The organism is Microvirga subterranea (genome assembly GCF_003350535.1).
In the GTDB taxonomy this organism is placed as follows: Bacteria; Pseudomonadota; Alphaproteobacteria; order Rhizobiales; family Beijerinckiaceae; genus Microvirga; species Microvirga subterranea.
Map to the genome: position 1 here is coordinate 1 of NZ_QQBB01000009.1, position 15,879 is coordinate 15,879.

General features: G+C 63.8%; 10 protein-coding genes and 1 pseudogene. 2 read left to right on the forward strand and 9 right to left on the reverse strand.

Annotated features, from left to right (window positions below; genetic code table 11):
* The coding region (locus DES45_RS25430) for a peroxidase family protein (RefSeq protein ID WP_210210240.1) at positions 1 to 6,791 on the reverse strand (6,791 nt) is incomplete at its 3' end.
* A gap of 406 nt (positions 6,792 to 7,197) precedes the next feature.
* Between DES45_RS25430 and DES45_RS19855 the strand changes: the two genes are divergently transcribed.
* The gene (locus tag DES45_RS19855; protein WP_147282454.1) at positions 7,198 to 8,619 is read left to right on the forward strand and encodes a sensor histidine kinase; all 1,422 of its coding nucleotides are present in this window, start codon (positions 7,198 to 7,200) and stop codon (positions 8,617 to 8,619) included.
* Entirely contained in the window at positions 8,609 to 9,274 is a 666-nt protein-coding gene (locus DES45_RS19860) for a response regulator (protein ID WP_114771832.1), read from the forward strand. Before DES45_RS19855 ends, DES45_RS19860 begins: the two co-directional genes overlap by 11 nt.
* A 180-nt stretch (positions 9,275 to 9,454) precedes the next feature.
* Here DES45_RS19860 and DES45_RS19865 read toward each other — a convergent pair whose 3' ends face one another.
* The 8 genes and pseudogenes from DES45_RS19865 to DES45_RS25850 form a co-directional block, all read right to left on the reverse strand.
* Positions 9,455 to 9,676, reverse strand: coding sequence for a hypothetical protein (locus DES45_RS19865; RefSeq protein ID WP_147282455.1), 222 nt, complete (start codon positions 9,674 to 9,676; stop codon positions 9,455 to 9,457).
* Between the two features lie 15 nt (positions 9,677 to 9,691).
* A complete protein-coding gene (locus tag DES45_RS19870) occupies positions 9,692 to 9,916 on the reverse strand; it encodes a hypothetical protein (RefSeq protein WP_114771836.1) in 225 nt (74 codons plus the stop codon).
* A 119-nt stretch (positions 9,917 to 10,035) separates the two neighbouring features.
* Positions 10,036 to 12,366 carry a hybrid sensor histidine kinase/response regulator gene (locus tag DES45_RS25835; protein WP_281024100.1) on the reverse strand — a complete coding sequence of 777 codons (2,331 nt, stop codon included), beginning with the start codon at positions 12,364 to 12,366 and terminating at the stop codon, positions 10,036 to 10,038.
* Positions 12,349 to 13,164, reverse strand: a pseudogene (locus tag DES45_RS26365) (PAS domain-containing protein); the annotation flags it as partial. The gene DES45_RS25835 and the pseudogene DES45_RS26365, both read right to left, overlap by 18 nt.
* Before the next feature lie 81 nt (positions 13,165 to 13,245).
* On the reverse strand, positions 13,246 to 13,545 hold the full coding sequence (locus DES45_RS19880) for a hypothetical protein (protein WP_114771838.1): 300 nt from the start codon (positions 13,543 to 13,545) through the stop codon (positions 13,246 to 13,248).
* An 86-nt stretch (positions 13,546 to 13,631) separates the two neighbouring features.
* Positions 13,632 to 14,390: a helix-turn-helix domain-containing protein gene (locus DES45_RS19885; RefSeq protein WP_114771840.1), complete on the reverse strand. Its 759-nt coding sequence runs from the start codon at positions 14,388 to 14,390 to the stop codon at positions 13,632 to 13,634.
* A gap of 173 nt (positions 14,391 to 14,563) precedes the next feature.
* Positions 14,564 to 15,178, reverse strand: a complete 615-nt coding sequence (locus DES45_RS25845; protein WP_114771842.1) for an alkylhydroperoxidase domain protein — start codon at positions 15,176 to 15,178, stop codon at positions 14,564 to 14,566.
* Positions 15,179 to 15,193: 15 nt separating this feature from the next.
* On the reverse strand, positions 15,194 to 15,853 hold the full coding sequence (locus tag DES45_RS25850) for a CMD domain protein (protein ID WP_114771844.1): 660 nt from the start codon (positions 15,851 to 15,853) through the stop codon (positions 15,194 to 15,196).
* Between the last annotated feature and the right edge of the window lie 26 nt (positions 15,854 to 15,879).

Sequence of the window (15,879 nt, forward strand, 5' to 3'; positions counted from 1 at the left end):
GTGCCCTGGTTGCGGCCTTCGTAGACCCGGTCGGCGCGGTCGTCGACGTCGTAGGTGTCGTTGCCGCGTCCGCCCCACATGTGGTCGGCGCCGGCATCGCCGCACAGGCGGTCGTGGCCGTCATGGCCGTAGAGGCGATCGTCGCCGCCGCCGCCATAGAGGCGGTCGTGGCCCTTCTCGCCGTAGAGGCGGTCATGGCCGTCGCCGCCCCAGAGCCGGTCGTGACCTCGGCCGCCCTGGCACACCAAGTTCTCGGGCACCGCAGGCGTCGCCGGAACCGGCTGCTCCACCATCGGAGGCTGCTCGGCCGGAGGCTGCTCGACGGGTGGATGCTCCGCGGGCGGCTGGGCCGGATTCGACGTCTCCTCGCTCACCACGATCGTGACCTTGCCCTGGTCGTGGCCGCCGTTGCTGTCCTCGACCCGGTAGGTGAAGGAGGCGGTGCCGGTGAAGCCGGCCTTCGGCGTGAAGCTGAGCGTGCCGTCGTCGTTGAGCACCACCGTCCCGTGCTCGTCCTCATCGACCGCGACCACGCACAGCGCATCGCCATCCGGGTCGCTGTCGTTGGCGAGCAGATCCGCCACGGTGAGGTTGAGCACCCCGCCCTTCTTGACCGTGAAGGTGTCATCACCGGCGACCGGCCGGCCTGACGGCGAATGGTGCATGTCATCGTCGTCCGCGCATTCGCGGATCATCGGCTCCTGCGCCTCCTCACAGCGGTAGGTGACGGAGTGGGCATCGCTCGCGAGGGTGATCGTGCCGTTGGCGTTGACCGTCCGGGTGTAGTCCCCGACCGTCCTGCCCGGCGCCAGCTCGACCACGTCCTGCTGACGCAGGGTGCCCACAATGGTGTCGTGGCCGCCATTGGAGCGGAACACGATCCGGTGCGCCGAGGACAGGGCCGAGATGTCGACCGTGTCGTCGCCTTCGTTGCCGTCGATGGTAATCGTGCTGAAGTTCAGGCTCGTCCCGTTGAAGTTGCCGACGACCTGGATCGTGTCACCGCCGCTCGCGCCGCCGGTCGAACCGCCCGGCGAAGTCACCTGAAGGGTGTTGACGCGGATCTCCTCGATGTTGTCAAGCTCGGCGATCACGACGCCGTCCCGAGCGATCACGATCTCCGTGTTGCCCGCGAGCGTGAGACCGTTGATGGCCGCCAGGGCCGCCGTACGGCTGTAGATCGTGAAGGTCTCCGCCCCGGCCGATCCGTTCAGCTGGTAGGTGTCGATGCCCGCTCCGCCATCGACACGATCGCGTCCGTCGGTGCCGCCGACCTGAACGATGAGGTCGCTGCCGTCGCCGCCGTTGACCGTGTCGTTGCCGGCACCGCCCACCAGAATGTCGTTGCCGCCATTTCCGTTGAGCGTGTCGTTGCCGGCATGCCCGAGAAGGATGTCGGCCCGATTGGCGCTGAATAAGGTGCCGCCCGTTAGAGTCTGCGCGGTATTCATGCCGTTGTTCAGCGTGTACGTCACGCCAGCGAAGCGCAGCTGCTCGATCGACGTGAGCGTATCCGAGCCTTCCGTTCCGGTCCGATCCGTCATGGTGATCTGGCCGGATGCGTTCAGGCCGTAATCGTAGTCTCCCGCCGGCCCGGCATAAACCGCCACGTCCGTACCGGAGCCGCCGTTGAGCGTGTCGTTGCCGGCACCTCCGTTCAGGACGTCATTGCCGCCGGCGCCATTGAGGCTGTCGTTGCCGTCGTTGCCGTTGAGCACGTCATTGCCGCCGAAGATGAAAAGGAACGGGTCGACACCGTCGCCGATGTCGTCGCCGGCAGTACCGTTAAGAGTATTATCCGCTGCGGCGTTGCCGTCCCAGTTCACGCCCACCGGCCGGGTCGCCACAGACGCGACGGATTCCGCGTTGCCGCCGGCATCGGTGAAGCTCACCACCACCCGCAGCTGGAGCCCGGCCTGAGCACCGAAGGCGGTTCCGGCCAGATCCTGCGGGGTGAAGGTCGCTCCCGTCGCATCGGCGATGTTGTTCCACGTCGTTCCGTTGGCCGAGGATTGCCATTGATAGGAAAAGGCGCCGAGCCCATTGCCGTCCTGGATGCTGCTGACATCGACCGTTAGAGGCTGGCCCTCGGTGGGCGTCAGGTCGCTGATGACCGGCACGCCCGTGGCGGGCTTGTTGATGAGGTTGTCGACATCGAACTCGACCGTGCCGCCGTTTCCGTCCGAGAACCGCAGGCGTTCGACATTGAAGAGCCGATCGATGCCATCCGAAACCCGGTTCTGCTGAGTGATCGGATCGACCTGTGCCGAGACGGTGACGTGCTCGACGGTGACGCTTCCGTCGTCGTTGAGCGTGAAGGTGTAGTTGTCCCTCACGTCCCAGTAGACCGCGACGTCCTTGTCGGCTGCCTGGCCGCCATCGACGATCTCGCGGGCGATCGAGAGCTGGCCCGGATTGAGGGTCCGGTCGAACATCGTCTGCTGCAGCGTCTTGCCGCCGAACAGCGGCTGTGCACCTGCAGCCACCTCACCCTTCACGTAGTCAGATTCGCGGTAGATCTTCGAGTCCATCCCGTCAGCGGTGTAGTAGACTTGGTCGCCGCTGGCGTCCAAGATCGGCTTGCGATCGGCATCCAGAGCCTGGATGCGGATGCGGACGTTGAGCCACTTGTCGCCGTCGATAATGTCGTTGCCGCCGCCGCCGGTGATCGTATCGCTTCCGGCGCCGCCAAGGAGGATGTCAGAGGCATCGGACGTATCCATCACGACGACTTCTGCCTTGCCGTCGGCACCGAAGACGGTGGTGCGCTGCAGGTGGGCCACGAGACCCTCGAGCCCCTTGATCAGATGAAGGTTCTTCTCGAGCAGTGCGTTGGAATAGGATTCCAGCGGAGAGCCGGGCTGAACCTCGGCCGCATTGCCGTTCGCATCATATCCACCCAGGACGACGTCGCGGCCGGTTAGCGTGTCGCTGAACTTCCAACCCGACAGACCTTCGACGAGGTCGAAGCGATCCCGGAGGATGTTGTTCTGCTGGTTCTGGAAGATCGTGATCCGCATGTCCGACTCTGCGGCCTGGTGGTGACCCTTGTGGATCGCCCAGTCGAAGCCGGCCATGCCGTTGTTGCGCTCGATCCCCTCGTTCTGGAACATGATGTCGTCGCCGGATTCGGCGTCGTAGTCGTTGTCGTTCCCCCGTCCGTTCAGGACGTCGTGGCCGATGATCGTCGAGTTGAAGAACAGCTCGGAGTTCTCACCTGCGAGAGTATCGAAGCTCTCGCCGCCCTCGATCCAGTCGTCGCCCTCATTGCCCGCCAGGAAGCTGATGCCGGTGCCGCCGCGGATGAAGTCGTTGCCCAGGCCGCCGGAGACGTTCTTGGCCTCCGTGCCGCCGAAGATGAAGTCCTGGCCGCTGCCGCCGAAGACGAGGTCGAGACCGCTGCCCGGGTTGATGACGTCGTTGCCCGCATCGCCATGGATCACGTCGGCCGCGCCGATGTCGGTGCCGCTGTCGGTGATGATGTCGTCGCCGTCGCCGCCGTGGAGATGGTCGACGCCGTAGCCGCCTTCGAGGCTGTCGTCGCCGCCGTCGCCCCAGAGTGTGTCGTCGCCCTCCCCGCCGATCAAGGTGTCGTTCTCGTCCGTGCCGCCGAGCACGACGTGATCGGTGCCGGTGTAGCGCAGGTAGTCCGTATCATTGTCCCCATCGAGGTCCTTGCGGATCACCATCGGGCTGATGGATTGGAGGATCGGGTTCGAGTGGGTCGGGTCAGCTCCGATCTGCTTGGCCATATCCATTTCGAGGATGTAATCCGCCGTCTGGAAGGCCGCGCCGTTGACATGGGTCGAGTTTCCGTCGCCGAGGCTGGTGTTGCGCATGATGAGCTGCGCAAAGGAGTCCGCCTCGAGCTCGTTGAGAAGGTTCAGGCCCTGCGTGCGGCTGAGATAGTAGAACCGGTCGCCCGCCTGGAGCTGCTCCATCTGGTACTCGAACACGTAGGTGAAGGTGGAACCCAGCATGGAGCCGAACGTCATCTTCTTCTCGGCAAGGCCGCCGATCCAGAAGTCGACTGTGTCGAGGCCTGTGATGGTCGGGCCATTGGCCGCGTTGGCCCAGGCGCCGGTGCCATTGAGGAAGTCCAGTCGATCGGCTGGAGCCCCGGTTCCTCCGAGCACGAGAGCGGTTGCCGCCGCGCGCTTCGCCTCGAGCGTCGTCGCAGCCGTGATCGAGGCGTGAGTGCCGTAAGCCGCGATGAAGTTGATCACCGAGGCCGGGTTCTTGAGCGACAGCGCGAAGTCGTGCCAGCTCTCGTAAGGCTTGACACGGCTGTCGTGGGTGTCGGCGTAGAACTGACGCCGGGCCTCGTTGAGCGAGGGCACACCCGTCTCACGGGCACGGGCGATGTTGAGCGCGCCGAGGTCGAGTGGGAGGCCGACCAGATTGTTGCGCAGGGCGCCCGTCAGGAACTCGTCGATCTCGTTGCCGGCTTGGCGCGTCATGCCGCGCAGGATCGCACCGGCCGCCTCGTCCGGGTTCGTGCCAGCGGCCCCGAAGGCGATCGGGTTGAGGAAGGCGTCGATCAGGCCAATCTGACTCTGAGTCGGGCCGTTCTGGCCCATCGAGATGATGTCGATGTTCTCGTTGAGCATCGAGTGGCCAAAGCGATAAACCACGTGGGCGAACTCGGCCACGATGGCGCCACTGACGGTCGTGGTGTTCGAGAACAGGAAAGGATCCACATCCGGCGCGACGGCACGGGCGAATTCCTCGAACACGAGATGCTGATAGACCATCTCCGTCGAGAAGCGCGCAGCCTGGAACAGGCGCTCGCCATCCCAGACCAGGGCATTGATCTCGGCCTGCGTGGTCGGGAGCGCCGTCACGTCTGTGAGCAGCCACTCGTTCAGGAAGGCCAGGTCGCCGGATTCGAGCGCGACCTTCTTCGTCTCCTCGATCATCCGGTTGTGCTCGGAGTGGAAGACGTGGTGGATCGACGTCAGGCCGATATTTTCGTTGCCGCGGCCGTCACCCACGATCACATGCTTGTCGAGCAGCTCGTTGTCGTAGGTCAGGTTGAAGCCGAATACGTTGGGAACGATCGGATTGCCTGCGATATTGTCAGCATCCGGCGCGATCGCGATATCGGGCGTCGTCAGATTGCGGTCGTGGTCGATGAAACCCGGCACAGCCGTATGGGCGATGTCGTTCAGAAAGGCGCGTCCCGCCGAGTGGGCCTGCGAAGCCGCTGCGGGAGTGCCGATGTTTCCCTCGACGAACCCGGCAGAGGTCACGAGCTGCGGGAAGCCGTTGGCGCCGCGGACGAACTCACCATAAAGGTCCGTCAGAATGGCCGGAACCCGCAGCACGTCCGCATCGGTCAGCTCGATCCCGAGGATGGTCTTGGCCTGCAGCTTCACATCGGCCCAGGTGGCCGGACCGCCATTGGCGCCTTCGAGCATGCGGCCGGTCGCCATCGGCTTGCCATCGACGAGCGCATATTCACGCAGGAAGACCTGGTGGGACGGATTGGACGTGTAGACCTGATTGAGGTCGATCCAAGGGGTCGTCTCGTTGCGGTGGTCGACGGTATCGTCAGCCGTGCCCATCTGCCCGTCGGCGCCCGAGCCCTTCACCGGAGTTGCGCGCGTCAGCACCATGAAATTGGTGGGGCTGCCGGGCACGTAGAGCGGATCGTCCGGCTGGAGCGGGATGTACACGCTGCCATTGTCGCCCTTGCTGACGAGATCGAGACCGTGGTCGAAGAACTGGCCGAACAGGGTGAAGAACCCGTTGAACGGCGCGGTGTCGCCGAGGTCGGCGGACACGTTGGGAAGCACGACGCTGCCGTTCTCCACGACGACGTCGTATTGGCCCAACTTGGCGTTCAGGTCCGCCTGAGCGGCCGCAACGGCTGCGGCACCTTCGCTATTCGCCTCCTGTGCGTCGTCAAGAGCCTGCTGGGCATCCGCTACCTCGGCATCGGCCGCCTGCGACAACTCCTGCGCCTGAGAAGCCGTCTCGCTGGAAGCCAGGGCTTTCGTCTGAGCATTGGTCGCGGCGGTCTCCTTGGCGTCCAGTTCGAGCGCCGCAGTCTCGAGAGCGGCGAACGCAGCATCGATCTCGGCCTGCTGCTCGGAGGTCGGAATGCCGTCGATCGCCAGCGCAAGCAGCGCGTCCTGGGCGGCATCGACGCCTTGCTGCGCGAGAGCGACCTCGGCCAACGCGGCATCGTAGGCGGCCTGATCCGCTTCCGCCTGCTCTTGCGCAGCAGCAGCATCCGCCGCTGCCGTCGCCGCATCGGCTTCTGCTTCTTGCAGAGCCTGTTGCAGCGCAACGATTTCTGCAGGCGTTGGGCCGGCATTGGCAATGGCGGTATCGAGCGCCACCTTGGCAGCGCGGATCGCGCTGACGGCAGCCGTAAGGTCGGCATCCGCAACGCCGGCATAGCTCAGCGCGGCATAGATGGCAGCCGGGTTGTCGAGGGACTGGTCGCCGATCAGGTTCGAGATGATGCGCGGGTCGGCATCGTACACGGTGCCGGGATTCTGATAGCTCGTCGTCTGTCCGCTCCTGGGATTCACATCGGCCGGCACATACTTCGGATCAAGCAGGCGCGGCATGATCTGGTCGGCGGCGCCATCGTATTCATGGCCTGGGATCAGATTGTTGTAGCTGCCATCCACCGTGCGCAAGCCATAGGGCAGCAGGTGATGGCTGACCAACTGGCTCAGAGGGGTCGATCCGGGACCGTCATGAGCCACGGAATTGGCCTCTGCGATCTTGATCTGCTTCAGGATGAATTCGAGGTCATGCTTGACGATGTGCACCATGGGAGTCCTGCCCTTGCTCGTGCCGCAAACATGGCGGCGCCTGGGCACATCTTGGGCAGAATTACGAACGCTTAACTATACGGTCTGAAGCCTCGGAAGTGGTCGGTGAACGGAGGTCCGAGTCTGGTCGGTTCGCGGACTCGGACTTTGGTCGGTATAGGGCTTTGGTCCGACTAGGATCCTGCTCTGACAAGCTCTATTTCCCTCCGGTTCGTTGGTTTGGGTCGGGTGACAGAGCACTAGGAATGCGGAGATGCGGGCGGATCTGGGACAATCCGTCGGACCGAACCTACCCCTTTCGAGTAGGGTCGACCCGCGCCGAGAGCGACGTCTACTCTAGAAAAAGCTCTTATTCTGCCTGAATGTTGAGGCGGAGCATCGGCTCGGAAAACGGGAGAATGCGGCAGTGTACGCATCCTATGGAATGAAGCTGGGAGACGTGCGCAGGCCGTCCTCTCGGCTCAGGGGCAGCCTTGCACAGCAATTCCTTCTCGTGGCCTTCGGCGTCATGCTGGCCGGCATGCTCGCCATGGGGATCCTGGTCTCCAAGACGATCGAGCGAGGCGTCGCCGAGGTGAACGCGGCATCCGCCGCACTCTTCATCAACAATTTCGTCGCTCCCCACCTGCAGGAACTGGCCTCCGGCGACAAACTTTCCGAACAGAGCATCCGAAACCTCAGGCAGGCGCTGGCAAGGCCGGCGGTCATGGACCACGTCACATCGATCCGGATCTGGAAGCGGGACGGCCTGATCGTGTACAGCTCCGAACCGGAACTCATCGGCCGGACTTTTCCTCTCAACCCCAACCCGCGCAGGGCGTGGCTGGGAACGGTCGCTGTGGAGTTCGACGACCTTTTCCACGAGGAAGATGCGCGGGATCGTGCGACCGGGCTGCCCTTGCTCGAAGTGTTCGCGCCGATCCGCGACACGGACCAGGGCAACGTCATCGCCGTCGTCGAGTTTCATGAGCGCGCCGAAGCGCTGAAGGCGGAACTTGCCGAATCCCAATGGAGGATCTGGATCTCGACCGCCATCATCACGCTTGCCATGATGGCAGTCCTTTTCTCGATCGTCGCGCGTGGGAGCCGGACCATCGACGAGCAGCGTGCGGCTCTGACGAAGAGGGTGGCCCAGCTCTCCGAATTGCTGCAGCAGAACCGGCTGCTTCGGACACGGGTCGAACGTGCCGCCCGCAATGCGACCGAAGATAACGAGCGCGTCATCCGGCGCCTAGGATACGATCTGCACGACGGCATCGCGCAGCTCATCGGCCTGGCCCTTCTGCGGCTCGATCGCGTCCAGGGCACCGAGAAGGATCGTGACAACCTCAAGAAGATTCACAAGGCCCTGTCGGACGCCATCAACGACATCCGGAACGTCTGTCGCGGGCTGCTTCTTCCGGAAGTTCAGGAATTTTCGTTGCGGGATGCGCTCACCTTCATGATCCGCCATCATGAGCGCCGCACGAGTACGGCCGTGACGTGCACGTTCGGAGACCTTCCCGAGGAATCGCCGCAATATGTGAAGATCGCCTTGTGCCGCTTCGTTCAGGAAGGCCTGAACAATTCCTTCAAGCACGCGGGCGGCGCGGGGCAGCAGGTCATTGCGCACTGGGACGGCCGGACGGTCCTCATCGAGGTCGCCGATCAAGGTCCCGGGATGAGCACTGCCGACGGCAAAACCGGCGAGGGCAGACTTGGTTTGGCCGGCTTGTGTGACCGGCTTGAAAGCATCGGCGGAGAGCTGTTCTTGGACACTGCGCCAGGTTCCGGAACGCGGATCCGCGCATCCCTACCCCTGACATTGGGAGCCTCAGATGGAGAATAAGATTCGGGTCGGCATCGTCGACGACCATCCTCTCTACCGGGACGGGGTCGTTTTCGCCCTGGAGTCTGAGCCGGACATCGAGGTCGTCGGCCAAGGCGAGACCGCGGAAGACGCATTTCAGATCGCCCGCGACAGCGCGCCGGACATCCTGTTGCTCGACATGAATATGCCGGGCGGAGGGCTCAACGCCGTCTCGAAGATCTCCCTGCGCTGCTCGTCGACGAAGACCTTGATGTTGACAGTGGTGGATGACGAGGATGGCGTTCGCACCGCCCTGAGGCGGGGCGCGCGGGGCTATCTGCTCAAGGGCACCACGAGTTCGGAACTCGTCAAGGCGATCCGTGTCGTCAGCAAGGGCCAGAACTACGTCTCTCCCAACTTCGCAGCCCAATTGTTCAAGGGGCGCGACGAGCGCGGCAGCTCCGTCGAGAAGGCCGCGAAGACGTTTCCGGAACTCTCCAGCCGAGAGGAGCAGATTCTGAGTCTCCTGGTTCAGGGCCTCAGCAACAGGCTCATCGGAAACGAGCTGGGTCTGACCGAGAAAACCGTCAAAGGTTATGTCACGGTCATCATGGAGAAGCTCAACGTCCGCAACAGGGTCGAGGCAGCGATGCTGGCTGCGGAGCGCATGGGAGAAGATCGGCCTCGCTCATAGGTCGGCTATTCCCTAAAGCCGGAGCGCTAAAAGCGGCGTCGCCGGCTTGCGGACGATTTTACGCGCGACTTTAGTCTCGGTCAGAGAGAGGCCGGATGTAGTCACGGCGAATGCAAGCTCCATCGTCATCAGGGGGCCTGCGATCATGCGAAATACTCCTTCTGCGCGAGCCGAGGCGCCCTACACCCGTGCCGTCATGATCGAGACGGCGACACCGACGATGAGTGGCACCCTGGATGTCGAGCGCCCGATCCGGTGCCGCTCAGCGGGTCTGATCCGGCGCATATCCGACATCTCGCGCACCGGACGTGCGGGTCTCCCCTCCGGCGGGGCCAGAACGGACCGCAGGAACGCCATAGCCTCGTCGTTGTCGTTGAGCACACTCGCATCGAAAACCGGCATGACCGACCTCCGCATTCACGACTGACGATTTCGGATCGAACGGACCCGCTCGACCGAGGCCTTCTCGTCCACCAGGAGCCTGTGAGGGGTGCGGCGCGGCAGTCCCTCGATCCTCCCCTTGAGCGGGCGTTCCGTGAATGCAGCCCGGCTCGCGGGGTCCGCCGACCCGACCAGAGCCGCCACGACGAGCACGGTACGCGCGGCGAATTCCGGGACGGGTATGAACCTTCGCAGGAGCATCGAGTGTTCTCAGTCTGGTCCGATCGAGGGCATGAGAACCTGTCCGTGTAACGTGGAAACGGCACTCTGGTGATATTGCGTGTCATTTCGCGACATTTCGTAACCGCGCCAGCAGACCTTCATGAGGGTGAATCGAGAACGGTCCGAAGAATTCGCGCGAGCTCGAGCGTGCTGTAGGGCTTCTTCAGCCAACCGGCATCCGTCGCCTGCCCTCGCTTCACGACATCCGGCTCCGCGTAGCCCGATGTGAAGAGCACCCGAAGGTCTGGGCGACCGCTCCGCGCCACCTCGGCCAGGTCGGCTCCAGTCATTCCGCCAGGCATCACCATATCGGTGAAGAGCAGGTCGACCTCAGGGCTGGCTTCTAGCAGGGCGAGCGCAGCAGGTCCGTTGGCCGCCTCCAGCACCCGATATCCCAGGTCCTGAAGTCTCACGACGGTCATCCGCCTCACCCGGGGCTCATCCTCCACGAGCATGATAGTTTCCCCGTGTCCACGAAATGCATCGACCGTAGCCTGAGGGACGGATGCGGGGGATTCTTCCTCCGCCACGGCAGCATTAGGCATATACATCCTGATGCTCGTCCCGTGGCCGGGCTCGCTGTAGATCGTCACGTGCCCGCCCGACTGCTTGACGAAACCATAGACCATGGAGAGACCGAGCCCGCTTCCAGCTCCGACCTCCTTGGTGGTGAAGAACGGCTCGAATGCGCGCTCCTGCACCTCCCTCGACATTCCGGCGCCGGTATCGGTCACCGCGATCAGCACGTAGCGCCCGGCCCTGACTTCCGGATGCATCCGCGCATAGGTGGCGTCGACCTCCACATTCTCGGCCGTTACCATGAGATGGCCACCGCCCTGCATGGCGTCCCGCGCGTTGATTGCAAGGTTCAGAATGGCGTTCTGCAGCTGGCTCGGATCGATCTGCACCTTCCAAAGGTCGGTATCGGATCGTCCCTGGACCCGGATCGTCTCTCCGAGGGTGCGCCGGAGCAGCGGCGTCATCTCGCCGAGCAGATCGCCTACATCCGTCAGCTTCGGCTGAAGCGGCTGCCGTCTTCCGAACGCCAGCAGACGCTCGGTCAGCTGAGCCCCGTGTTCCGCCGTGTCGCATGCCTCCTTCAGAAGTTCCAGTTGGTGCTCGTCGGTCAGACGCATCGCGAGCATCTCGAGATTGCCGAGGATGACGGTGAGCAGGTTGTTGAAATCGTGCGCGATGCCGCCGGTCAGCTGGCCGACCGCCTCCATCTTCTGCGCCTGCCGGAGCTCCTGCTCCAGCCGCTGTCTGGCCGTCATGTCGCGGATGAAGCCGGTAAAGAGATGCTGCCCGCCCAATTGGACCCTCCCGACGGCCAGCTCCATCGGGAAGACGCTGCCATCCTTGCGCTGGCCGCTGACCACGCGGCCGATGCCGATGATCCGTTTCTCGCCGGTCCGGAGATAACGCTCGAGATAGCCGTCATGCTCCTCGCGGTAGGGTGAAGGCATGAGCATGCTCACGTTGCGGCCGACGACCTCGCTCGCATCGTAGCCGAACAGGGCCGAGGCCGATCGGCTGAACGACTCGATCATTCCTTTTTCGCTGATCGTGATCAGGGCTTCCGGAACCGTATCCAGAATCGAGTGGAGCCGCGCCTCGCGCTCGCTCAGGGCCGCTTCGGAGCGCTTGCGCGCCGTGATGTCGACGGCGGCTGCGATCGCCCCTCTCACGGACCCGCCGGGATCCCTCAACGGCGAGGCATTATAGAGCAGGTCGACACGATGCCCGTCTTCGAAGCTGACGGTCCACTCTTCGTTGCGCACGTCGTCGCCGCGGATGGCGCGGCGGAGCGGCGCCTCTTCCTGGGGCACTTCCATCCCATTCTTGAAGATGCGGCGGCGGGGCCGCGGCTCGGTCTGCACGTCCGACATGCTGAAGACGAGAGGCACGTCGAGCAGTTCGGCAGCAAGACGGTTGGCCCGCACCTCCCGCAGGCTTGGATCATGGGTGAACCATACGGCGATGGGTGCCGTCCGGATGAGCGCCTCCCACTCCGCCGTCCGCGTCTGCAGGGCGGCCTCTGCGGCCTTGCGATCCCTCAGATCGAACGCGAAGGCCGCAAAGGTGTCGCCTCCGTTGACGGAAGCCAACCGCACCAGAACGGGAATTCGCTCGCCCCGGCAGAGATATTCCTTCTCATACAGCGCCGAAACGCCCCGAGCCCGGGCATCGGCAATGGCCTGTTCGTCGGCGATCAGCCATTCGGGCGGCGTGATCTCGTCCCACCGCACCTGTCCGGAGTGGAGATCGTCCTTCGCTCGCCCGATCATGTCGAGATAGGCCTTGTTGGCCTCGATGATCCCTCCGGTGGCATCGGCTAGGACAGCCCCGATGGGAATAGCCTCGAGCACGGTCCTGAGCCGGACTTCGCTCGCCCTTCGTGCCTCTTCGGCTTCCTTGCGCGCACGCACGTCACGCAACAAAACCTGTACAGCCGCAGCGCCATCCCAATGGATCGGCCCGGCGGTCGCTTCCACGGTGATCCGAGATCCATCGATTCTCCGATAACCCAGTTCCACAAGCGGAGCCGTGTGTCCCTGCAGGATCTGGGCTACTCGGGTCCGGGCGAGGTCTTGATATTCGGGCAGGATGAAGTCGAACGGCGAACGGCCGAGGACCTGGCCGGGGTCGCTCGCTCCGAGGAGCCGCAGGGCGGCCGGGTTCGCGTAGGTGAATCGTCCGCCGGCATTGATCAGGATGCCGTCGGGACTGAGCTCGGCAAGAGTCCGGAACCGCTCTTCGACAGCGGTTTGTACTTCCTCGGCGTGTTTGCGTTCGCTGATGTCCTCTATTAGAGACAGGCGATAGGTCAGATCGGACTCCGAACTCGCCAGAGACGACGTCACACGAACCCAAACAGCTGTTCTATCCTTCCGCAGATAGCGCTGCTCCACCCGAAAGCTCGGGAACTCGTTTGCGAAGAGCCGCGAGGCGAGCGCCTGCACCTCGTATCGGTCATCGGGGTGCACCAGGTCCATGGCTCTGCGCCCGACAAGCTCATCCCTCCGGTAGCCGAGCATGATGCAGACGGCGGCGTTTACGTCCCGGATGTGGTTCTTGGTATCAACGAGCTCAATGCCGAGAATGGCCTGGTCGAACACAAGCCGGACCAGATCGGGCTCTGCCTGCTCACGGTTTGGCATCTCCGCTGGCTCGCTCCCCGTTCCGTCTCGTGCGGGCTCGGACCGATTGTTCTGGTCTCGCAGCATCTTGTTCGGCCTTTTGCCTCGCCTGAAATACAAACGGAGACGGCGTCCTTCCTCAAGGCTGAAGGCCGGAAGCCGGAGAGCTCACAGAACGCTCCGCCGTTCACAACGGGTCCCTTGCCCGGAGTTCCCCTTGAGGGGACTGACGGCCTGGAACAGATGGAATCCCTTCAGCCGAAGGCCGAGTGAGGCTGCGGCGTGGTCGAAGCCAGGTGCGGCAAGCTCGTCCGGCGCCATGGTGCCGGCATATTCCCAACTTCCCGCCTCCACGAAGCCGGGCACCGGCCGATCCTCCGGCGCGGCGCAGCAGAGGTCGGGCGTCGGCTTGCGGCGAAACAGGTTGTATCGGAGTCCTATGTCCTTCCTGGTGGTCACGCTCGTCATTGGCTGTTGCCTCATCTCAAACGGTTCCTGCCTGCAGCGAAACTCTGTAGCGTGGAATGGCTTCCGATGATTGGTCGAGCATGCCGTCAGTTCGCCCATGCGGGTGGGCGTTGCGTCATACCGGCCAGGTCGGATGATGTACCGTCCTCCAACTCGCCCGCGAGGTGGAGCAAGGCGCTGATATCCTTGAGGATGATCCGATGCCGTCCATCAGGTGCGATCATTCCCTCGCGCTTGAACTTGGAGATGACGCGGCAAACCGTCTCGATCGTGAGGCCAAGGTAGTCGGCGATGTCGAGGCGCGTCATCGGCAGTTCGACCGCCACGGGACGCCTGCGGTCGGAGCCGGTCCGACAGGCGAACGAGATCAGAAAATTCGCGACCCGTTCCTCAGCTCCCAGCTGTCCCAGAACGATGATGTGACGTTGGGCGGCCGCCATCTCTTCGAAGATCCTGGCCATGAGGACAGGCTGCAGCAGATCTGCCCCGTCTGTCGCCGCCCAGATGCGGTTGCGGCCGATGCGGCGGAGGCGAACGGCCGTCACCGTCTCGGCGGTGTAGCCATAGGTGTTCTGGCAGGCCATCCCGAGAGTTTCGCCGCCGAAGCGGAAGCCGATGATGGCGCGGCGGCCATCGGCCAGAATCCGGTAGAGCCGCAGGCAGCCTTCAACGATCTGGAACAGATGAGACGCGGTATCGCCCTCCCAGAATACGGCCTCGCCGACGGCAAGCTTCTCGACCGGCTGCGATGCGAGCATGCAATCCAGATCGGCCGCGTCCGAAGGCCGTCCCGAAAGTTGATAGGCTACACCGGCGGCCTGCGGGAGAAGGTGGGATGCGTACATGGAGGACCCCGGTCAGTTTCGCTTCGACGCTCCGAATAGAGCAGTCCAGTGTCACGGCCGTGCCTCAGCTTTGCACGATTATGTGTCGGTTTGTAACAGAATGTAACAGGGAGCAATCCGCCCCGGGTCCGCGCCTTGCCTGGAGCGGGAAGCCGGGGCGGGTTGGAAAAGCCTCAGGAGTTCGTGCGCGCTGGCGGCGTCGGTTCTCCGAGGGACAGCATGAGGCGGTTGGCCCAGTTGAAGAAGGCTGCGCCGTTGATCACGTCGACGATCTCCAGTTCGTCGAGGCCCGCGGCACGAAGCTCCTGGATATGAGCCTCTCCGAATGCTGGCGGCGTTGCAGTGAGCGCAGCCGATGCGTTGACGATCGCGTTCCATCGATCATCAATATCGGCCTCGACGCCTTCGTCCAGGAGGCGCTGCACGTCTTCCTTCCGTTTGGAGTACTGGCTGGCGAAGCGCGCGTGGACGGACGCACAGAAAATGCACCCGTTCGAGCGTGACGTTGCCGCGGCCGCCAGTTCCCGTTCAGCCCGTGGCAGGCCGTTGCTCGTGTTGTAGAAGATGTCCTTGTCGGTTTTGGTTCGTGCCTGGAGGATGTCCGGATCGCGCGCCAGCAGGAGGAAATATGGCGACTTCGCCCGTGACGCGTCGACGAGACCGGCCCAGTGCCGCTCGGTGAGCTGATCGGCTGGAAACGGCTCCAGCCACGGGAGCCAGCCGAGCTCCTCCTGGGTGAAGGCAACCGGCTCACGGTTATCCGGATGTGCAAGCGTCGTCTGGCTCATCTGGTTCTCTCCTTCTCAAACATGGCCCGAGGCCAGGACGCCTGTGAACACCGTCTCAAGTGCGCTCGCGCGATGGCTCGATGTCGCTGCAAGGGCTCGAAGCCCGGCTACGACCCGGATCTGGAAGGCCAGGAAGGACACAAGCTGCGACAGCGTGACGATGTCCGTCGCCGACCACCCGGCATCCAGAAGCTTCTGCAGGGCTGCAGGGCTGGCGTCCCGCGGATGGAACACCAGGAGGTGGGCATGCTCGAATGCCGCCGACAATCTGCGGCCGAGGACCGCTTCGCTTGCAGGCGAGACACGATAGTCCGGCCCGTCGACATCCTCCACCGTCAGCGGTCCCTCCGGGTACCGGCCATATGGCCCCTCGGTGGCCGCGCGCGAAACTTCAGACGGGATCACCTGCGCAATGCCCGCATCGTCGTGGTCCCGCAGGCGGGCGGCATAGAACTCCGAAACGGCCGGCTGGCGGTGAAGACCGGCCACGAAGGCGGCGACTGCGTACCGCTCCAGGGCCGTGACGTCGCCCGGGACCTCCGGCTCGAAGAGAGCCAAGTAGCTCTTCTGGGCGTTCTCGCGGGCCTGCGCCCGCCGGTCACGGATCGCGGAGAGGAACGAGCCGGGCTCGATGCCGGCAAGGAAATCGATGACGTCTGCTGGTGCTGCGCTCATGACGTGCTCACTTTGTCGATTGATGT